Source organism: Neobacillus niacini, assembly GCF_023715415.1.
In the GTDB taxonomy this organism is placed as follows: Bacteria; Bacillota; Bacilli; order Bacillales; family Cytobacillaceae; genus Neobacillus; species Neobacillus niacini_C.
This window is the reverse complement of sequence record NZ_JAMBOB010000015.1, coordinates 1-20,971: the sequence shown is the minus strand read 5'-3', so window position 1 is coordinate 20,971 and position 20,971 is coordinate 1. Positions and strand designations below refer to the sequence as shown.

Below are 20,971 nucleotides of genomic sequence, written 5' to 3'. Positions count from 1 at the left end.
AGAAAATGAAAAAGAAATTAGGTTTAGTAAGTTTAACTTTAGTAACAGCTAGTATACTGGCTGCATGCGGCGGCGGGGACAAAGATGCGAGTGAGGAAAAGCAAACATTGATCATCTCAACTTTTGGTTTGGAAGAAGATAAAATGCAAGAAGATGTCTTTAAACCATTTGAAGAAAAATACAATGTAGACATCGTCTTAGAAACGGGTACAAGCTCTGAGCGTTTAACAAAATTGAAAAGTAACCCAAATTCAACGGTTGATGTGATCGAATTGTCGCAATCAAATGCAGCTGATGGTGTATCGGCAGATTTATTTGAAAAAATCGACAGCTCAAAAGCTCCAAATATGGACAACTTAATTGATAGTGCAAAAGAATTAGCTGCTGATGGTTCTGGCCCAGCCTACACGTTGAACAGTATCGGGATTGTCTATAACAAAAAGACAACAGAAATTAAGGAATGGGATGATCTATGGGATTCTTCTTTAAAAGGGAAAATCTCAATTCCTGATATTACTACCACATTTGGTCCAGCAATGGTTTATTTAGCAAGTAGTCACAAGGATGTTGAACTTACAACTGACAATGGAAAAGCAGCTTTTGAAGGAATCACTGATTTAGCTCCAAACGTTGTAAAAACATACAGTAAATCATCAGATTTAGCTAACATGTTCCAATCAGGTGAAATTACAGCTGCTGTTGTCGGCGACTTTGCTGTTCCGCTTATTACGGAATCTAATCCAGATGTCGCCTATGTTGTCCCAGAATCTGGCACATACGCAAACTTTAATACAATCAATATCAACAAAAACTCAAAAAATAAAGACTTGGCTTATAAATATATTGACTGGAGATTAAGCCAAGAAGTTCAAGAAAAAACAGCAGGGTCATTAAATGAAGCTCCAACTAATAAAAATGTAGTACTAGACGAAGAAACAGCTAAAAATAAAACCTACGGTGATGTTGCACAACGTACGAACAAAGTAGATTCAATTTTCGTAAATAAAAACCTAGAATCTTGGATTAATCAATGGAATCGGATTTTGAATAAATAAAAGATGAAGTTGGGGAGAAGGGCTAAGGATAATTCTTGGCCCTTTTCTTGTTAATAATAAACTTGAAAAGGCGGGAGCATAAAAATGAAAGTCGATTTGGCAATTACGAATGGACAGGTTTTTAACACTTTTACCAAAAAGTTTGAAAAGAAAAATGTGTTCATTGTTGATGATAAATTTTACTATATGAGTGCTGATGAAAGAGAGAATTGGCAGGCTAGTGAAGTAGTCGATGCAAAAAATAAGTTTTTGGTTCCCGGCTTAATGGATATTCACATGCATATTGAGAGCTCAATGACTTCGCCTGCAATTTTTTCAGAGGCGGTGTTAACCCATGGAGTAACAACAGTTGTTGCTGATGCTCATGAGATTGCCAATGTATTCGGGATGGAAGGGCTGGAGGCGTTCTTTTCACAGCCGAGCGTCATGGATATTTTCTATGCAATTCCATCCTCTGTCCCTTCGACGACGCCAGACCTGGAAACGACGGGCGGTTTTATTGGTGTTGATGAAGTAAAGCAGCTCTTGCGGCATCCTAAGGTGATTGCTTTAGGCGAAGCTATGAACTTCAATGGCATTGTCAATGAACCTGACTCTTTGATTAGACAGATTTTACACGCAGTTCAATCGGAGAGGCCATTTATGCCTTTAGAAGGTCATGTTCCGCGTGTTTCGGGATTAGAATTATCTAAATTCTTGTACGCAGGTATAACTGCTGATCATACCCATCAATCGCCTGAATCCATTTATGAAAAAATCGTCAATGGAATGTTTTTAGAATTTCAAAAGAAATCAATTACTCCAGAAAATATACGTGTCATTGTTAAAAATGATTTCTATGAATATATAGCAATCATTACGGATGATGTGATGGCGGACGACTTGTTGGAAGGACATTTGGATGCAAACGTACGTCTAGCTATTTCATGTGGAATGCCTGCCGAACAGGCCATATATTGCACTACTTATACGCCTGCTAGAAGAATGGGATTCCAGGATCGAGGTGCGATTGTCCCAGGCTTTAAAGCCGATTTTCTATTGCTGAATGATGTTGGAAGCTTTGAAATTGGGTCGGTATATAAAGATGGAAAATTGGTATATAAACAGGGGAATGACATCAATTATCCAGCTGTGAAACCTGAATTTCCTGAACATTTCTATCAATCCTTACATTGCCGGGCATTAACATCAGAGGATTTACGTTTCAAGGTGAATGCCTCTGAAAAGGCCTTAGTCAACGTTATTCAAATTTCGGATGTGGGGACATTTACCGAGCATGTACAGCGGGAAGTTACGATCGCAGATGGATTTTTAGATTGGGAGAATAGCGGGTTAGCCTTAATCGTTGTGATGGAGCGATATGGAAAAACAGGTAACATCGCCTACGGATTTGTTGATAAAGCTTTATATGAAAAAGGAGCTGTCGCCACTACTTGGGCACATGATCATCACAATTTGATGGTGATGGGAACCAGCTCTGAAGATATAATAGCTGCGCAAAAACAATTATTGGAAATAAAAGGTGGTTATGTCGTGACACAAGTTGGGAAGGTGCATGCAATTTGCCCATTACCTGTTGGTGGTATTATCAGTGATGCACCGATCCAAGAACTAGGTGCGCAATTGAAGGAAGTTCGTCAAGCGATGAGGAGGTTAGGCTACCGCAATAGTAATGAAATTATGTCCTTCTCGACTTTATCTTTGCCGGTTTCACCTGCTATCAAAATTACAGATAAAGGGATGATGAATGTGCGTTCTCAAATGATGATCCCACTAATTGAGGGTGAACAATTTTGAAAATAGTGATTAAAAATGCTTGGGTTTTAACAATGAATGAGCAGATGGAGCAGTTCCAAAATGGCTATATAATAACAGCTGATGACAAAATTTTAGATGTTGGTTCGATGGAGTTATTGCCACAGGACCTCGCCTATGACAAGTGCCTCGACGCCAAAGGGGCTATTTTGCTGCCTGGCATGGTTAATACACATACTCATATAGGTATGATTCCGTTTCGTTCATTAGGGGATGACTATCCAGACCGGTTACGACGTTTCTTATTTCCGTTAGAAAATGAATGTATGAATGAACAGCTAGCTTACACGAGCGCAAAATATGCCATTGCTGAAATGCAGCTCGCCGGTATTACGACCTTCTTTGATATGTATTATTTTGAACAACAATTGGCAGAAGCGGCAGAAGAAATGAATAGCCGCGGTATTTTGGCAGAAACCGTCATTGATTCAGTAACGGTTGATGTACTAGAGCCAATGGGCGGCTTACTGTATGCTCAAAGTTTTCTGCCGAAATGGCAAGGAAATGGGAGAATTCAAGCATCAGTAGCACCTCATGCCCCCTACTCTAATACCATTGAAGTGCTCCAGGAAGCGGCTGTTTTGTCTCAAAAATACAATGTACCTTGGATGATGCATGTCAGTGAAATGGAATTTGAAATGGATAAATTTCGTGAAGAACACAATCAAACTCCGATTGAATTTTTAGAAGAGATTGGCGTATTGAGTCCAAGATTTGTCGCTGCACACTGTATTCATTTGTCCGATCATGATATTGAATTATTGAAAAAGTACGATGTAAAAGTGGCTCATTGTATCGGTGCTAATACTAAATCTGCTAAAGGGGTAGCCCGCGTTCGGGATTTATTATCTGCTGGTATAGCGGTTGGACTGGGAACAGATGGCCCAAGCAGCGGGAATACCTTGGATTTATTTAGCCAAATGCGATTGTTTGCTAATTTTCATAAAACATACTTAAAGGACCGCAGTGCCTTTCCAGCTGTAGAGATTGTAAAGTTAGCGACCATAGGAGGAGCGAAAGTGTTAGGCATGGAGGAGCAAATTGGCACTATCGAGGCAGGGAAACAAGCCGATTTCATCCTAGTGGAAACCGATTCAGTCAATATGTTTCCTATTTTTGACCCGTATTCTGCTTTGGTGTACGCGGCTAATGCTGGCAATGTACGAGACGTCTTTATCGCTGGGAAGCAAGTGGTTACAGGAAAAAAGTTAGTGGATTTTGATGAAGAGCAATTAAGAGCAGAGCTTTCTGAAGCCATGGAGCAATGCGGATTTAAAACAAAAGCATTAAAAGCAATGGCGGGAAAATAAAGGGGATGTGTGCATGATTCGACCAAACTGAGAACCGGTCACGTATAATGGCACTTTTCAATGTAGTAAAGCTAAGTCTTATTTTATAGCGGCTGTGGACGAGTATAAAAAATTTTAACCAATCCTCGACAAAAAATTTTCCCGAAATGATGGCAGAGTTCTTTTGTCATAAGGGTTTGCGATGATTTTAATCAAATGATTGATTAGTTCCGATTTGTGCTAATCAATCGTATGATTAAAAACGTGTTTTTTCCTGTGATGCAGGGCTTAAATGGGTTTTGAGGAGTAAAAAATTTGTCGAGAAATTAGGAATGAATTTGTTTGGCCTCTTAACCGGAAATGGTGAGAGGCCTTTTCTTGTTACTATATATTTCTCGAATATATTCTGTTCCTGCCGTATCATTCTCCGTAATTCGCTACTAAATAATTCACCACATTTTCCATCCTGGTTTTGCGGGACCCCTTCACCAAGATAGTAGTTCCTTGGGATAGAGTTTCAAGAGCTTGAAATAAGTATTTTTTATGTTCAAAATGAATGACATTTTCTGGAGGCATTCCATGTTCCAGTGCTGCTTGCGAAATCATTCTTGCATCCTTACCGATGGTATAAAGTACATCTACTTTTTTCATGGCCGCATATTTCCCTATCTCCATATGTGCTTCCTTCGTGATGACTCCTAATCCCTTCATGTTTCCGAGAATAGCGATTTTTGGTCCATCCTTCCCTATGTTCGTCAGGACGTCAATTGCCGCCTTCATCGCATTTACATTCGCACTGTAGGAATCATCTATTACGGTAATATTGTTCTTTAATTTAGTAGTAACCAACCGCATAATGGGTTTTTTATATAGGCGCAAACCTTTTGAAATTTCTCTAGAAGAAAAGCCAAGAAGATCACCAATGGCAATTGCAAAAAGTGCGTTATAGACATTGTGCACACCAAAAGTCGGAATGAAAAAGGGAACGTTTCTGCCCCGGAGTCTAACTTCGAAACTCATGCCTTTATTGGTATATTCCACTTTCGCTGCTTGATAATTTGCTTTATTGTTTATTCCAACCTTTATCACCGTTCCTGGAAAGGAATCGATTAGCAAATGCTTAGAGTTTTCGTCATCTGCATTAAATAAGAAAATACCAGATTGTTCCATATGTTGAATAAGTTCTGATTTGGCTGCTGCTAACTTTGTAACGTCACCGCCAAAGGTTCCTATATGAGCGGTGCCAATGTTAGTAATCACACCAATATTAGGTTTGATAAAACTACAATGCTTGGTAATGTATCCATAGTTAAGGATGCCAAATTCGACCACCACTGCTTTATGAATATCTCTAAGCCTCATAGCGTTTTTTTTCGTACTCATAATCAAATTTTTCACATTTCTAGATTCAAAAATCGTCCATCTTTGTCGTAAAACTGAAGCTATCATAGATTTGGTTGTTGTTTTTCCGGCACTGCCCGTAACCGCTATCGTTGGTCGTTGATTATTAAGGGACATATTGATTAACCCCTAACTGTTTTGATATTAGTACTCTGCGATAATAGTTTAGTTTATTCACAGTAAGATGATCCAGTGTGGGTAAAAGTTCTAGGAAGAGTATTCATTTTTTGAAACATTTACGATACTTATTCGTCTAATGCTTGTTGGAATTTTTTGTATTGTGTGACTTTTTACAGGAATTTTACAGTAAAAAATAGAATATACAGATATAATGTCTTTAATCGGCATTTCCATGAGGAGGATGTAAAGTGGCCCGTGAACAAATGAATCCAACGATAGAGAAAATTCTTATAAACATTGAAAAGGTTATGATTGGAAAAAGAAATGTAGCTGAGCTTAGCCTTATTGCTTTATTAGCGGAAGGCCATGTGCTGCTAGAAGATGTACCAGGTGTAGGAAAGACAATGATGGTTCGTGCACTTGCGAAGTCGGTCAATGCTAACTTCCGGAGGATCCAATTTACTCCTGACTTATTGCCCTCTGATGTGACCGGAATTTCCATTTACAATCCGAAAGAAATGGAATTCGAATTTCGACCAGGACCGTTGATGGGGAATATAATCCTAGCAGATGAGATCAATCGAACCTCACCCAAAACCCAGTCTGCCTTACTTGAAGGAATGGAGGAGGCGAGTGTAACCATTGATGGTGTTACCCATCGACTACACAAGCCATTCTTTGTTATGGCTACACAAAATCCAATCGAATATGAAGGTACGTATCCATTGCCAGAAGCACAGCTGGACCGCTTTTTGTTGAAGATGAAAATGGGCTATCCAGAAGTAGAGGAAGAGATAGAAGTACTAAACAGGGCACAAAGGGTCCCGCCAATTGAAGACCTATATCCGGTCATTGACCTTGAGGGTTTAATTGCATTGCAAAAAGAAATAAAAGAAGTCTACGTAGACGATACAATAAAACGCTATATAGTAGATATTGTTAACCAGACGAGACGGTTTGCTGGGGTCTATCTTGGCGCTAGTCCAAGGGGATCAATTGCTTTGATGAAAGCGGCACAAGCCTATGCCTTCATGTATGGACGTGATTATGTCCTACCGGATGATATCCAGTATTTAGCACCATTTGTTTTGTCCCATCGCATTATTTTGAAATCAGAAGCAAAGTTTGAAGGAATTACAGCAGAAGAAATTGTCAACCGAGTGATTATGAGAATTCCGGTTCCTGTACAAAGGCTTGTGAAGTAATGATGAAGAAATTGTGGATTCCATTCAAAAAGGTATGGAAGTTTGTTGTCTTACTATTTTTGATTGTGCTTACGTTTTCCTATGCGATGTTTCAGGGGGGATTTGTTAGCTGGTTTTTATTTTATAGTTTCATACCGTTTGCTGTCTATTGTGTTGGCCTATCATTCTATTCTCTAAGTGAGCTTGACATTACTCGTAAAATACCCCAAACAGACTATAATGCAGGTGAGCCTTTAAAAGTGACTGTAAATGTGAAGAGAAACTCTATCTTCCCTATATTCTATTTGCTTATTGAAGATAAATTAACAGATACACTTACACGTACTCATCAGAAAAAAAAATCAAAGGTCCTAGTATTACCAGGTTTTAAGAAGGAATTTACCTATGAATATATGATTGAGAATCTGCCGCGCGGTGAGCATAAATTTGACAGTTTTATCGTTCGGACCGGTGACCCTTTAGGCTTAGTTGAAAAAGAAAAAGTCCATTCTATGGTAAGTAAAGTTATTGCCTATCCAGCTTATACTGAGTTGGTTTACCGCCCGTTTGAGACACATTTTGATCAAGGGATGACTGCCTCAAGAGAGCGGGTTCAGCGTGATACCACACTAGCAATTGGTGTAAGGGATTACCAGCCTGGGGACCGCTTTTCTTGGATAAACTGGAAGGCCTCTGCAAAACGGAACGAAATCATGACGAAGGAATTTGAACAACGCCAATCCCATGATGTGTTTGTTGTAATGGACTGTTATCCGGATAAGCGCTTTGAGGGGGTTGTTTCCTTTACCGCCTCTCTACTGCGAGCAGTTCTAAAAAAGGGCGCACAAACGGGGCTCTTAACGATTAGCACTGAGAGAGCATCCTTTCCTATTAGGGGCGGGGAAGACCAACTTCATCAGCTCTTTTATCATCTTGCAAGGATAGAAGCAAAAAGTTCATCCTCATTTGAGAAGGTAGTAGAAACGGAGGGAATGTTTGTCCAGCAAACGGTGTCCTTCTTACTCGTAACCGCTCAATTAACAAAGCCTTTAATCGAAAAGGCAGGCTTTCTAGGACAAAGAAAAGGAAAGATTACTCTTTTTCTCATAAAAGGTGAAAAAGAAGTTCCTACAGAAAGTGAAAGGTCCCTTATTGCTTTAGCCAATGCACGAAATGTACGGGTTTTAATGGTTCATGAAGGGGAATTTGCTTCCGCCTTTTTGGAGGTGAATTTGCGATGAAAAGAAATCTTCAAACCTTTCTTGTATATTTATTGGGGTTTTTGCTTTTGTGGGAATGGTTACGTCCGGTAGAGCAATTAACTCAAACAGACCATATTGAAATGTTTGTTATTTTTATTCTCCTTTCTTTTGCAGTAGCCTTCTTAAAGCTAAAGCGGATTTGGCAAATAATTGTAAAGATATGGTTTATCCTCTTTTCTGTTCATATGTTTCATTATGATACAGGATTCTTTCAATTAGGCTGGCTGACCTCCTTTTTAAGTGATTTAACTACGAATATAAGTGTCATTTTCGCTTTTAATTGGATGGGGATAACAAATGAACTTCGTACACTTTTGTTTTTTACTTTACTTTGGTTAATGGTTTACTTAGTCAACTATTGGCTCTTAAACCGAAAAAGGATTTTTATTTTCTTCTTTATGACACTTATTTACATAACGGTTTTGGATACGTTTACACTTTATAATGCGAGTACAGCGATTGTTCGAACCGTTGTTGTGGGTTTTGCTGTCATGGGGATGTTAACCTATTACAGAATCCTGGATAAGGAAGAGGTAAGTGCAGATTCTATTCTTACTCATAAATGGATGAGACCACTGGTTTTAATGATTGCTTTTAGCGTGATTGTTGGGATAATGGCACCTAAGTTCGAACCAATATGGCCAGACCCTGTTCCATATCTTAAGGCTGCTGGCAATAAAGGCGGAGAAGATGCAAATGGAAAAGGTGTTTCGAAAGTTGGTTATGGTTCAGACGATACTCAATTAGGCGGCCCTTTTATTGGGGATGACAGTACTGTATTTAAGACCGAAGCCAAGCAGAAGAATTATTGGAAGGTAGAAACAAAGGATCATTACACGGGGAAAGGCTGGATTCCATCTACTTCAACTACTGTCACAGTAGACGGGGATGATGTAATACCTGTACTCTCTATTCCATCAACGGTACAAACCAGGGAAGAATCAGCAAGATTATTCTTATTTATGGATTATGAGCACCTCATTTATCCTGCAGGAATACAAAGGGTGCAATTTGAACGCAGTTATACCTTAGAAATCGATTCTCCGAAGGAAAAGATTTCAATTTTCGGTTTTAATTCTAAGCCGATTGCTCCCGACGCTTATACTGTTGAGTATAAAATTCCAAGATATGAGGCAAGTGATTTAAGGGAGACGAGTGTTGTCGACCCAGGACAGATAGATCCAGGATTCCTAGCCCAATATACGCAGCTGCCGGAGAATCTTCCTGAAAGAATAAAGGAATTAGCAGTCAGTATTACAGAAAGAGAAACAAACTGGTTCGATAAGGCAAAAGCAATTGAGCGCTATTTTAGTGGTTCTGAATTTCGTTATGATCAAAAGGATGTCGCTGTTCCTGGAGAAAATGATGATTATGTCGATCAATTTTTATTTGATACAAAAGTAGGATATTGTGATAATTTTTCTACATCAATGTCAGTTCTGCTTCGAACATTAGGAATTCCTACTCGCTGGGTTAAAGGCTATACCGGTGGGGAGTTTCAGGAGTTTAGCGAAGGTGATACTTCGAAATCAATCTATGAAATCACCAATAATAATGCACATTCATGGGTGGAGGTTTATTTTCCTAATCAGGGATGGGTTCCTTTTGAACCAACGAAGGGTTTTACAAATGACGTTTCGATTAGTTTTACGAATCCAGATGGCACACCTGCTGCGGTGGAAACAACTGCTCAGCCAGCTCCAAAACCACAGCAGAATCAGGAGAAAGTTAGCACAAGTCCAACGGCTGAGAATCAATCTTTTTCTTTCAATGGTATCTGGTTGGAGATAAAAATATTTTTTAATAATAACTGGAAAATGATTTTATTCGTATCCGCAATTGTTGTTGGGGCAGCGGGCCTTCTGTATCGATCCCGAGGAAGGTGGATTCCGAATTTGTATTTACTTCAGTTCCGATTAAGAAAAAAGGATGAAAACATCGGTAAGGCTTATCTTATTCTTCTAGAGCAATTGGAGCGTTATGGTCTTAAACGAAATGAAAATCAAACACTTAGAAGTTATGCCAGATACATTGATACCTTTTTTGAATCTAGAGAGATGTCCAAGCTGACTGATAGATATGAGGAATATCTATACCATCAGAAACTCCCAGAGGGAAGCTGGAAGGATTCACATGAATTGTGGGAAAATTTAATTAAAAAGACAATTGCTTGACCGGTAAATCAACCTATTGTTACAATAAGGCGTAAATTTATACGGTTTTCCTTCATATATCCTCGAAGATCGGTTCGAGAGTCTCTACCGGGTCACCGTAATGACCTGACTATGAAGGCAGAAATTTCTGTCATAGCAATTGCGAGAAAGCTAGAATTCTGCCTTCTGTGTTTTATACGGAGGGGGAATTCTAGTTTTTTTTTGTGATTTAAGTAAATACTAACCTTATTATTTTGGAAGAGGTGGCCGTGTTGACAAATACAGATTTGATTGTTGTTTTAGACTTTGGAAGCCAGTATAACCAGTTGATTACACGCAGGATTCGTGAGTTTGGTGTTTACAGTGAACTTCATCCACATACCATTACCGCAGAGGAAATCAGAAAGTTGAATCCAAAGGGGATCATTTTTTCAGGTGGACCGAATAGTGTATATGATGAGAACTCATTCCGCTGCGATGAGGAAATTTTTGAAATGGGTCTGCCTATCTTAGGGATTTGCTATGGTATGCAATTAATGACAGTGCACTTTGAAGGGAAAGTTGAAAAAGCAAAGAACCGTGAATATGGAAAGGCAGTATTGAATCTTCAAAATCAAACTAAGCTATTCCATGATATGCCTGAGGAGCAAGTGGTTTGGATGAGTCATGGAGATTTGGTTGTTGAAGCACCTGCGGGCTTTACAATTGACGGAACAAACCCTTCCTGCCCGATTTCAGCAATGAGTAATGAGTACAGAAAGTTATACGCGGTTCAATTCCACCCAGAAGTTCGCCACTCTGTATATGGAAATGAGCTGCTTAAGAATTTCGTCTTTAATGTATGTGAGTGTAAAGGCGATTGGTCGATGGGGAACTTCATTGAAGTGGAAATGGCAAAGATTCGCGAGCAGGTTGGAGATAAGAAAGTACTTTGTGCACTAAGCGGTGGAGTAGACTCTTCTGTTGTTGCTGTTCTTATTCATAAAGCGATTGGCGATCAACTAACCTGTATTTTTGTTGACCATGGGCTTCTTCGTAAAAATGAAGCTGAAAGTGTCATGAAGACCTTTGCAGATGGCTTCCATATGAATGTCATTAAAGTGGATGCGAAAGAACGTTTCTTATCGAAGCTAGAAGGTGTCTCAGATCCTGAGAAAAAGCGGAAAATTATTGGCAATGAATTCATTTATGTATTCGATGACGAAGCAACAAAGCTTGAAGGGATTGACTTTTTAGCTCAAGGAACGCTGTACACTGATATCATCGAAAGTGGAACCGCCACTGCACAAACGATTAAGTCTCATCATAATGTCGGCGGATTGCCAGAAGACATGCAGTTTAAATTAATCGAACCATTGAATACCTTGTTTAAGGATGAAGTTCGTGCTTTAGGAACAGAGCTTGGAATTCCGGATGATATTGTTTGGAGACAGCCTTTCCCTGGACCAGGTCTTGGAATCCGTGTCCTAGGAGCAATTTCAGAAGATAAGCTTGAGATTGTACGCGAGTCTGATTGGATCTTGCGTGAAGAAATTAAGAAAGCAGGACTTGATCGTGAAATATGGCAATACTTCACGGTGCTTCCTGACATTCGCAGTGTTGGTGTTATGGGTGATGCCAGAACATATGATTATACAATCGGTATTCGCGCCGTTACGTCCATTGATGGAATGACCTCTGATTGGGCACGTATCCCATGGGATGTACTTGAAGTGATTTCAACACGGATTGTTAATGAAGTAGCTCACGTTAACCGAGTGGTCTATGACATTACGAGTAAACCACCTGCAACGATTGAATGGGAATAAATATTGGATAATAGTTCTAAAAGCGAACGTTTTTAAATATAATTTTAAAAACGTTCGCTTTTTATGTTTACAAAGAGAAAGTTCCTTGGTATTATAAATGGGAAGTAAATAATTTGTCGATTTAACTCGTATAATATTGGGAATAGGGCCCAAAAGTTTCTACCGAGCCACCGTAAATGGCTTGACTACGAGGCAGTGTTAAAAACGGAGGGTAGTCCTCTATTTATTTACACTTGCCCCAAGTCAAGCGTTCCGGTAGATATCGGAACGTTTTTTGTTTTTATAAAAGATAGATCTATAGGGGGAATAGTAAATGCAGAAGTATTTTATGTTTAAAGAATTAGGGACGAATTATCGCCGTGAGATTATTGGCGGCATGACTACCTTCTTGGCGATGGCCTATATATTAGTTGTTAACCCGCTTACGTTAACCCTTGCTAGTGTAGAGGATTTTCCTGACGCACTTCGAATGGATTATGGAGCAGTTTTTGTAGCAACAGCCTTGGCTGCTGCAATTGGTTCCATTATTATGGGATTACTCGGAAAGTACCCGCTTGCTTTAGCGCCAGGTATGGGATTAAATGCATTCTTCGCTTATACCGTAGTGTTAGGAAGCGGAGTTCCATGGCAGCATGCGCTAGGGGCAGTATTCATTTCCGGTGTATTTTTCTTCTTATTAACACTTACAGGATTACGTGAGAAATTAATTAATGCGATCCCGATCGAGTTAAAGCATGCGGTTGGAGCCGGAATTGGTTTATATATTACCTTTATTGGATTACAAAGTGCTGGTATTGTAGTAAACAACGATGCAACTCTAGTTGGATTAGGTGATTTAACAGCTGGACCGACTTTACTAGCTATTTTTGGGATTATTGTTACGGTTATTTTGATGACTAGAGGGTTTAATGGAGCAGTATTTGTCGGAATGATTATCACGGTTATCGTAGGGATGCTCTTTAACTTAATTGACACACCAGATAAAATTGTCGATACCGTTCCAAGTATAGCACCTACATTTGGAGCTGCATTTTCTTCATTCACCGATAGTTCTTTTTACTCAATGGCCATGCTTGGAATTATCTTGACCCTATTGTTCGTTGATTTCTTTGATAATGCTGGAACACTTGTAGCAGTAGCGAATCAAGCAGGAATGATCAAAGACAATAAATTACCACGTGCCGGAAGAGCGTTAATTGCTGACTCAGTAGCAACAACGGTTGGTGCAGTCCTTGGTACGTCAACAACAACATCTTATATTGAATCATCTGCCGGGGTAGCAGCGGGTGCAAGAACAGGTTTTGCTTCACTTGTTACCGCAGCATTGTTTATTCTATCATTGTTCTTCTTCCCATTATTATCAGTCGTTACCGCAGCGGTTACAGCACCAGCCTTGATCATTGTTGGGGCATTGATGGTAGGTTCGTTAGGGAAAATTGAATGGACGAAATTTGAAGTGGCGGTACCAGCTTTCCTTACTATGATTGCTATGCCTTTGACATATAGCATTGCAACAGGGATTGCTGTAGGATTTATCTTTTACCCAATTACAATGATTGTTAAAGGTAAAATGAAAGATGTTCATCCTATAATGTATTTCTTCTTTGTCATTTTCATTCTATACTTCATTTTCTTACAATAGTGTCGAAAGAGTCTGTGCTGATCACAGGCTCTTTTTTGTGCTGTGAATTATTTCACAAAATATTTTCACTTTTCGTAAAAATAGATAAAATTTTCCAATTTTCTGCTGTATGATAGAGGTATGAGAAAGAGAATGGAAAGGGAGTGTTGAAAGTGAACATACTGAACGTTCAGGAGTTGGGGAAAAGCTTTGGGAAGTTTGAGGCAGTGAAGGGTGTGTCCTTTTCGGTGGAGAAAGGCGAATCCTTTAGTTTGCTTGGTCCAAATGGTGCGGGGAAATCCACTACCATCAACATGATAACCGGTTTATACCCACCGACCTCAGGAAGCATTCAAATAACGGGGGTTGATGTTATCAAAAATCCAAAACAAGCCCAAAAGTCGATTGGTGTTGTCCCTCAGGAAATTGCGCTCTATGAAACATTGTCAGCAAGAGAGAATCTAAAATTTTGGGGAAGGATGTATGATTTATCTGGAAACGCCCTTGAAAAAGTTGTGGATGAAGTCCTTGAAATCATTGGGCTGACAGACAGAGCGAAAGATAAAGTCAGTACTTTTTCGGGCGGAATGAAGCGGCGGGTAAATATTGGTGCTGCCATTTTACATAAACCAGAAGTATTAATCATGGATGAACCTACAGTCGGAATCGATCCACAGTCAAGAAATCATATTTTAGAAACGGTTAAACGATTAAATAATGAAGGAATGACCATTATTTATACCAGTCACTATATGGAGGAAGTGGAATACCTCTGCGAGCGGATAGGGATAATAGACCACGGGGAGTTAATTGCCTGCGGCACCCTTCGTGAGTTGAGGGAGTCCATCGGTGACCGGTCAAGAATCATCATCTCTTTGGATAATGAAGGGTCGCATCATTTAGAGATTAGTAGTTTGCTAGAAGGTTTGGCAGTGGAAAAAGATATCCTGATAAAAGACAAATTGCTTACCGTTTTTCATAAAGAGCCGCAAGCAATTCTAAGTGAATTAATCCAGTTGGTAACAAAAGACGGGACGAAGATTACCTCTGTGGAAATTGTTGAACCCAACCTAGAAAGTGTCTTTTTGCATTTGACTGGAAGAAGCTTAAGGAATTAGGGGTGAATGATAATGACTTCCTGGTGGCTGGCGTGGAAAGATTTACTGATTATTATTCGTGATAAGAAAGCTTTATTAACGTTAATTGCGATGCCTCTTTTGTTAATTGCCATTTTAGGATCAGCATTTGGCGACATGATGGATGGTGAGGAAGATGTTACGATAAAAAAATTTACATTGGGAATTGTTAATTTAGACCAAGGGCAGTTAGGAGGAGTATTATCGGAAGAGGTTTTTGAGAAGGATCTATCTGATCAAATGAAGGTTAAATATTATCAAGAAGAAGAAATGGTTGAAAAAATTAAGGACCATAAACTTGATGTAGGAATTGTTATTAATGAGGATTTTACAGCATCCTTGATGGCGGGAGAGCAAGCGCACGCGAAGCTAATCTCAGTTCCTGATCCCGGTATTAAAGCAACCATCGTTTCAAGTGTAATCGAGCAATTTGCTCAAACGGTACCGATTGAAGCAATGTTAGCAAATAAGGCACTCCCTGTTCAAGGTAATGCCTCCTCAGAAGAACGCAGTCAAAACCTCCTCAATGAAACGTCTATTGATGCCAACAGCAATCCAGTTAGTTCTTTCCAGTACTATGCTGCTGCCATGGGTGTCATGTTCCTGTTAATGACCGTCGTTCAAGGTGTTTCGGCGATGATTCTTGAAAAAGAGCAGGTAGTCTTCAAACGTTTGCTCATTTCAAATTTAACCTACATAAACTACTTAACTGGAAAAATGGTTGGTTTAATACTTATATCTTTACTACAGGCTTTTGTCATTATCATTGGTACAAAGCTTATATTTGGAGTGGACTGGGGGGATTCAATCTCAGGTGTTGTCATCATGACAGCTGCATTTGTTATAAGTGCTTGTGGGTTGGGTGTAATGGCAGGCTCTATTATCAAAACAGAGAAAGCCTTTAATGCGGCAGGAATGTTAGGAACCCAGATCTTCGCTGCCTTAGGCGGGAGCATGGTCCCGTTATATATATTCCCAGATTGGTTTGTTTCTGTTTCAAAATTATTACCGAACGGCCTCGCGCTCCAAACCTATTTAGATTTAATGTCAGGGGCATCGTTTTTTGAAATTATCCCTGCTGTATTAGGTTCGGTTGGTTTAGGGCTATTATTTTTTGCGATTGGCTTATTTCGCCTTTCAATCGAAAGGAGAGGGAAGTATGCGTAGGATATTGGCAATAGCCTGGCTTCATTTAAAAGAGCTTTTTAAATCACCGGGAACTTTGGTTATGATGTTTATTTTGCCGGGGTTATTTGGCTGGATTTTTGGTGGAATTTCCATAGAGTCGGGACAAACAAAACCAGTGATAGATGTTGTCATGAATGAAGAAGAACATAGCACGGAAATCTTCAATCTTCTGAAGCAAAATGAACACTACCAGTGGAATAAAGCAACATTGAAGGAAGCAAAAGAACATGTGGAGGAACAGGATACAGTAGCTGCGGTAGTTATTCCAACCGACATTCAACAAAAAGTAGTCGAAAATCAACCATTGCTCGATGTGATTCTCCGCAGTAAGACAGAAGATTACCTTGCTTTAGAGCCGCATTTGCAAGGAACAGCAAATTTAATTATTCGCATCCACCATACTGTGGAGGAAAGCAATTCAACTACTCTGCCGGATATGCTCGAGGCAGCCGCAACAAGTAAAGGAGTTGCCATCGAAAAACAAACGATTCAAAAGGATGGTAACAACCCTGTGGAAATGAATTTAATGTTTGTTGGTTTTGCTATCATGTTTATGATGTTTGGTCTTTCTGGCGCTGCTTCCACAATTCTAGATGAACGTATAGGTGGTACTTGGGGTCGACTGATGGTTACTCCAGCTAGTAAGCTCCAGATTAGTTTAGGGTATTTAATTGCTTATTTTCTAATGGGCTGGATTCAGTTTTCTGTATTAATGATTGCTATGAATCTTTTGTTTGAGACCACTTGGGGGAACTTAACCTATATGATTCCTTTTGCTTCGTTAGTTATATTATGTGTGGTTGGTTTTGGTCTAATGATTGCTGGAATGGTAAAAACGAAGCAGCAAGCGGGCGCTATTGGTGCGGTGTTAATTGTTAGTACGTGTATGCTCGGTGGTGTGTATTGGTCTATTGACCTGGTTCCTGAATTTATGCAAAAAATTTCATTAGCTGTACCCCAAAGCTGGGCTATGTCAGGGTTTAAAGAAATCATCAGCGGCAGCCTTCATCCCGCTACGCTCATAAAGGATACACTTGCATTGCTTGGATTTACGGCGGGTTTCTTTTTAATAGCAATTAGAGGGATTACGTTTAAATAATACCTGTCGAATATTGTCGTTGACTTCTTGTTTTGTCTCTTATAACATGGGATTACAAAGATAATCACAGATGAAGTGGGGGAAGGGTTATGGTTAAGCTGTTAATTGATAAGGTGTTAAATAACAATGTTTTAATAGCTGAACACCCTTCCTACGAAGAAGTTGTTTTGATTGGAAAAGGAATTGGTTTCAATCGGAAACATGGTGATTTTATTGAAACGGATTCAGTTGAGAAACTATTTGTGCTTAAAAATGAAAAGGAACAGCAAAATTATATTAAAATGCTGCCTTTTATTGATAATGATTTATTAGAAATTATTATATCTGCAATAGGTCTAATAAAACAAAGAACAAACACGCTTTTAGATGAGCATATTCATGTTGCGTTAACAGACCATTTAATGTTTGCGATTTCAAGAGCAAGAAAAGGAATGGAAATCAGTAATCCATTCTTGGTTGAAACAAAAACACTTTATCGGCATGAATATGAAATCGCCACAGAGGTTGTCAATCTAATCAATGAAAAGACGGGAGCTAATCTACCTATTGGTGAAATTGGTTTTATTGCTCTCCATATTCATAGTGCCATGACCAAAAAAAGCTTATCTGAAGTAAACCAACATTCCCAACTAGTCAGCAGGCTGGTAAAGATGGTTGAAGAGCAGTTTGATATTGATATTGATAAAGAGAGCATTGATTATATGAGGCTTGTGCGTCACCTTCGATTCACCATTGAGAGAGTCATTAAAGGGGAAAAAGTAGAAGAACCAGAAAAAATAAATTCCCTATTGAAACAAGAATATCCTGTATGCTATAATCTCTCTTGGAAGCTCATTAAAGTGATGCAACAAACATTAAAATTGAAGGTATTTGATGCAGAAGCTGTGTATCTAACCATGCATTTGCAAAGAATACAGAAAAAATTTAAATAGCGATAATTTTTTACGTGTTACTGATTCGATCAGGCATGAGTGAAAAGTATTAATTGAAACCAAGGTTTATGGGTAATCTATACCCATACCCTTATTCAATTGAACTTTTACTCATGCCTTTTTTTGTGTTTTTAAGGTAAATGAAAACGCTTAATGAGCTATAAAATAATTGGAGGTTATATTATGTTTAAAAAAGCTTTTGGCGTCTTGCAAAAAGTAGGTAAAGCATTAATGTTGCCGGTCGCCTTATTGCCTGCTGCAGGTATCTTACTTGCTCTAGGAGCGGCACTTAGAAACCCAGCACTACTAGAAATAGCTCCATTCTTAGATAACAGTACAGTTGATTTGATTGCAGCTGTTATGCAAAAAGCAGGAGATATCATTTTTGGAAACCTTCCGCTCTTGTTTGCGGTTGGGGTTGCGGTTGGTTTATCTGGAGGAGAAGGTACAGCTGGATTAGCGGCAATTATTGGTTACTTAATAATGAATGTAACGATGGGTACGGTCCTTGGGATTACACCAGAAGATGTAAATGGACTAAACTATGCAAGCATTTTAGGAATTCCAACACTTCAAACAGGTGTGTTTGGAGGAATAATTGTTGGTATCCTTGCTTCGGCAATGTATAACAAGTTTTTTGAAATTGAATTACCATCTTATTTAGGATTCTTCGCTGGAAAACGTTTTGTACCAATTATCACAGCAGCATCTGCTCTCGTTTTAGGGATATTAATGATTTTTATTTGGCCGCCAATTCAAAATGGTCTAAATGCATTCTCTCAAAACATGGTACATGCAAACTTAACGATATCTGCTTTTATTTTCGGAGTAATTGAACGCTCATTAATTCCGTTTGGATTACACCATATTTTCTATTCACCATTCTGGTATGAATTTGGAGAATACGCAACAAAAGCAGGAGAAGTGGTTCGTGGCGATCAACGGATTTTTATGGCACAAATCACAGATAATGTTCAAAATTTAACGGCTGGAACATTTATGACAGGTAAATTCCCGTTCATGATGTTTGGACTTCCAGCAGCAGCATTAGCAATTTATCATGAAGCAAAGCCTGAAAAGAAAGTTCTTGTTGGAGGATTAATGGCTTCGGCAGCTCTTACATCTTTCCTAACAGGTATTACAGAACCGATTGAATTCTCATTTTTATTCGTAGCACCAATATTATTCGGTATCCACGCAATTTTTGCAGGATTCTCGTTTATGATTATGCACTTGCTAGATGTAAAAATCGGTATGACTTTCTCTGGTGGTTTGATTGACTATATCCTATTTGGTTTGATTAACCCACAAACAAATGCTTGGATTGTTATTCCGGTAGGTCTTGTATTTGCGGTTGTATACTACTTTGGTTTCCGTTTTGCGATTCGAAAGTTTAATTTAAAAACTCCGGGACGTGAACTAGAAGAAGAAGAAAACCAAGCCCCAACTGGTAAAGCGGGATCAGGCGATTTGGCTTCTAATATATTGGATGCGATGGGCGGCAAAGGGAATATTGCTCATTTAGATGCATGTATTACCCGCCTGCGTGTTTCTGTTAATGATATTAAAGATGTTGATAAAGCCCAACTCAAAAGGTTAGGCGCAGCGGGTGTGCTTGAAGTAGGCAACAACATCCAAGCAATCTTTGGACCTCGTTCTGAAACCATTAAGGGACAAATGAAAGACATTATGGATGGTAAAAAACCTCGTACTACAGTGAAAGCGCCAGAAAAAGGTGTGGAACAGCAAATTGAGGAAATTAATCCAGAAGCACTTCAAAATGCTCGCAGCACGGAAGATGAAGGATTTATGGCACCGCTGAAAGGTGAATTAAAACCAATTACAGAAGTTCCAGACCAAGTGTTTGCTGGTAGAATGATGGGCGATGGTTTTGCGATTGTCCCAGTAGAGGGTACAATTGTATCCCCTGTTAACGGGAAAATCGTTAACCTGTTTCCGACTAAGCACGCCATTGGAATTCTCTCAGATACAGGACGAGAAATTCTAATCCATGTGGGTATAGACACCGTAAACCTAAAAGGTCAAGGTTTTGAAACCTTAGTTGCTGAGAATGACATTGTAGAACAAGGTCAGCCATTACTAAAAGTTGATTTAGATTATATTAAAGAACATGCAACATCAACTATTACACCGATTGTCTTCACGAACTTAGCAGAAGGTGAAAAGGTCGTGATTGAAAAACCAGGTCAAGTTGATTTGAAACAAACAGGAATTATTAAAATCACGAAGTAAACAAAGAAGCCGGCTCTCTATTTTGAGAGTCGGCTTTTTTGGAAGTGACTTTTGTCTTTGAGCAATGAGAACCAGTAATCTTATAAAAAGGGTTGGAGTGGGAACCAGAGGAGATGTCTGATACCTCGAGGAAGGAAAAAGAGAAGGAGTGGTCGCTAAGAAAAATGCGTAAATACTTAGAAGTACTGCTGATGAACGGGGAATTATTGATTAAATCGTTTTATTTTGTGGTAGAGAGACGGTTTTCTTCTATAATAAACAAGTTAAATAAGCGAGATGAAATTTATTTTAATATATTGTTGACGTTAGTTGGTAATGGTGTTATTATATTTTAGCGGTCGTTAATAACGAGTTAACAACACGCAGGCGTTTAAAACTTTTTAAAAAAAGTGTTGACGCGAAGTTAACGAAATGATATATTAATAGAGTTGCTTCTGAGCGAAGCTGTTCACGAAGTAAACGAAGAAATAATTGCTCTTTGAAAACTAAACAAACAAGAACGTCAACAAACAATTTTTTAGTTTTTTATAAAAGCTAAGCCAACGTAACAAATGAGCTATATCAACTTTCTTGGAGAGTTTGATCCTGGCTCAGGACGAACGCTGGCGGCGTGCCTAATACATGCAAGTCGAGCGAATCTTGAGGTGCTTGCACC

The 20,971-nt window shown here is 39.1% G+C and carries 15 protein-coding genes, 1 rRNA gene and 2 riboswitches; of the genes, 15 read left to right on the top strand and 1 reads right to left on the bottom strand.

What is annotated here, in order from left to right:
* Positions 1-5: 5 nt before the first annotated feature.
* From M3189_RS23925 to M3189_RS23915, 3 genes are all read left to right on the top strand, one after another.
* The gene (locus M3189_RS23925) at positions 6-1,055 is read left to right on the top strand and encodes an ABC transporter substrate-binding protein (RefSeq protein ID WP_251638853.1); all 1,050 of its coding nucleotides are present in this window, start codon (positions 6-8) and stop codon (positions 1,053-1,055) included.
* Between the two features lie 84 nt (positions 1,056-1,139).
* Positions 1,140-2,852, top strand: a complete 1,713-nt coding sequence (locus M3189_RS23920; RefSeq protein ID WP_251638850.1) for an adenine deaminase C-terminal domain-containing protein — start codon at positions 1,140-1,142, stop codon at positions 2,850-2,852.
* Between the two features lie 5 nt (positions 2,853-2,857).
* Positions 2,858-4,180, top strand: a complete 1,323-nt coding sequence (locus M3189_RS23915) for an amidohydrolase (protein WP_251638937.1) — start codon at positions 2,858-2,860, stop codon at positions 4,178-4,180.
* Between the two features lie 399 nt (positions 4,181-4,579).
* Here the strand turns inward: M3189_RS23915 and M3189_RS23910 are convergent, their stop codons facing one another.
* On the bottom strand, positions 4,580-5,677 hold the full coding sequence (locus M3189_RS23910) for a UDP-N-acetylmuramoyl-tripeptide--D-alanyl-D-alanine ligase (protein ID WP_251638848.1): 1,098 nt from the start codon (positions 5,675-5,677) through the stop codon (positions 4,580-4,582).
* A gap of 266 nt (positions 5,678-5,943) precedes the next feature.
* Here M3189_RS23910 and M3189_RS23905 point away from each other — a divergent pair, with 266 nt between their 5' ends.
* The 12 genes from M3189_RS23905 to M3189_RS23850 all read left to right on the top strand — a co-directional run.
* Positions 5,944-6,885: an AAA family ATPase gene (locus M3189_RS23905; protein WP_285889801.1), complete on the top strand. Its 942-nt coding sequence runs from the start codon at positions 5,944-5,946 to the stop codon at positions 6,883-6,885.
* Between the two features lie 2 nt (positions 6,886-6,887).
* The gene (locus tag M3189_RS23900; protein WP_251638843.1) at positions 6,888-8,105 is read left to right on the top strand and encodes a DUF58 domain-containing protein; all 1,218 of its coding nucleotides are present in this window, start codon (positions 6,888-6,890) and stop codon (positions 8,103-8,105) included.
* Entirely contained in the window at positions 8,102-10,300 is a 2,199-nt protein-coding gene (locus tag M3189_RS23895) for a DUF4129 domain-containing transglutaminase family protein (RefSeq protein WP_251638842.1), read from the top strand. The genes M3189_RS23900 and M3189_RS23895 overlap by 4 nt, the downstream gene beginning before the upstream one ends.
* A gap of 32 nt (positions 10,301-10,332) precedes the next feature.
* Positions 10,333-10,432: riboswitch (purine riboswitch) on the top strand.
* A gap of 119 nt (positions 10,433-10,551) precedes the next feature.
* Positions 10,552-12,087 carry a glutamine-hydrolyzing GMP synthase gene (guaA, locus tag M3189_RS23890; RefSeq protein WP_251638832.1) on the top strand — a complete coding sequence of 512 codons (1,536 nt, stop codon included), beginning with the start codon at positions 10,552-10,554 and terminating at the stop codon, positions 12,085-12,087.
* Positions 12,088-12,193: 106 nt separating this feature from the next.
* Positions 12,194-12,295: riboswitch (purine riboswitch) on the top strand.
* Positions 12,296-12,400: 105 nt separating this feature from the next.
* Positions 12,401-13,729, top strand: a complete 1,329-nt coding sequence (locus M3189_RS23885; protein WP_251638824.1) for an NCS2 family permease — start codon at positions 12,401-12,403, stop codon at positions 13,727-13,729.
* Positions 13,730-13,887: 158 nt separating this feature from the next.
* Positions 13,888-14,826, top strand: coding sequence for an ABC transporter ATP-binding protein (locus tag M3189_RS23880; protein WP_251638935.1), 939 nt, complete (start codon positions 13,888-13,890; stop codon positions 14,824-14,826).
* Between the two features lie 12 nt (positions 14,827-14,838).
* On the top strand, positions 14,839-16,011 hold the full coding sequence (locus tag M3189_RS23875) for an ABC transporter permease (RefSeq protein ID WP_251638822.1): 1,173 nt from the start codon (positions 14,839-14,841) through the stop codon (positions 16,009-16,011).
* On the top strand, positions 16,004-17,131 hold the full coding sequence (locus M3189_RS23870; protein ID WP_251638814.1) for an ABC transporter permease: 1,128 nt from the start codon (positions 16,004-16,006) through the stop codon (positions 17,129-17,131). Before M3189_RS23875 ends, M3189_RS23870 begins: the two co-directional genes overlap by 8 nt.
* Before the next feature lie 89 nt (positions 17,132-17,220).
* Complete coding sequence (gene glcT, locus M3189_RS23865; RefSeq protein WP_251638812.1) at positions 17,221-18,063, top strand: glucose PTS transporter transcription antiterminator GlcT; 843 nt, start codon at positions 17,221-17,223, stop codon at positions 18,061-18,063.
* A 183-nt stretch (positions 18,064-18,246) separates the two neighbouring features.
* Positions 18,247-20,316, top strand: coding sequence for a glucose-specific PTS transporter subunit IIBC (ptsG, locus tag M3189_RS23860; RefSeq protein ID WP_251638810.1), 2,070 nt, complete (start codon positions 18,247-18,249; stop codon positions 20,314-20,316).
* A gap of 113 nt (positions 20,317-20,429) precedes the next feature.
* Positions 20,430-20,651 carry a hypothetical protein gene (locus M3189_RS23855; RefSeq protein ID WP_251638808.1) on the top strand — a complete coding sequence of 74 codons (222 nt, stop codon included), beginning with the start codon at positions 20,430-20,432 and terminating at the stop codon, positions 20,649-20,651.
* A gap of 232 nt (positions 20,652-20,883) precedes the next feature.
* Positions 20,884-20,971: ribosomal RNA gene (locus M3189_RS23850) — 16S ribosomal RNA — on the top strand; the annotation flags it as partial.

Bases quoted from the DNA above. Each gene is read 5' to 3' on its own strand.
- M3189_RS23875 (WP_251638822.1), top strand. From the start codon at position 14,839: ATGACTTCCTGGTGGCTGGCGTGGAAAGATTTACTGATTATTATTCGT.
- M3189_RS23905 (WP_285889801.1), top strand. From the start codon at position 5,944: ATGAATCCAACGATAGAGAAAATTCTTATAAACATTGAAAAGGTTATG.
- M3189_RS23900 (WP_251638843.1), top strand. From the start codon at position 6,888: ATGAAGAAATTGTGGATTCCATTCAAAAAGGTATGGAAGTTTGTTGTC.
- M3189_RS23895 (WP_251638842.1), top strand. From the start codon at position 8,102: ATGAAAAGAAATCTTCAAACCTTTCTTGTATATTTATTGGGGTTTTTG.
- M3189_RS23925 (WP_251638853.1), top strand. From the start codon at position 6: ATGAAAAAGAAATTAGGTTTAGTAAGTTTAACTTTAGTAACAGCTAGT.
- M3189_RS23910 (WP_251638848.1), bottom strand. From the start codon at position 5,677: ATGTCCCTTAATAATCAACGACCAACGATAGCGGTTACGGGCAGTGCC.
- M3189_RS23870 (WP_251638814.1), top strand. From the start codon at position 16,004: ATGCGTAGGATATTGGCAATAGCCTGGCTTCATTTAAAAGAGCTTTTT.
- glcT (WP_251638812.1), top strand. From the start codon at position 17,221: ATGGTTAAGCTGTTAATTGATAAGGTGTTAAATAACAATGTTTTAATA.
- M3189_RS23885 (WP_251638824.1), top strand. From the start codon at position 12,401: ATGCAGAAGTATTTTATGTTTAAAGAATTAGGGACGAATTATCGCCGT.
- M3189_RS23920 (WP_251638850.1), top strand. From the start codon at position 1,140: ATGAAAGTCGATTTGGCAATTACGAATGGACAGGTTTTTAACACTTTT.
- M3189_RS23855 (WP_251638808.1), top strand. From the start codon at position 20,430: ATGTCTGATACCTCGAGGAAGGAAAAAGAGAAGGAGTGGTCGCTAAGA.
- ptsG (WP_251638810.1), top strand. From the start codon at position 18,247: ATGTTTAAAAAAGCTTTTGGCGTCTTGCAAAAAGTAGGTAAAGCATTA.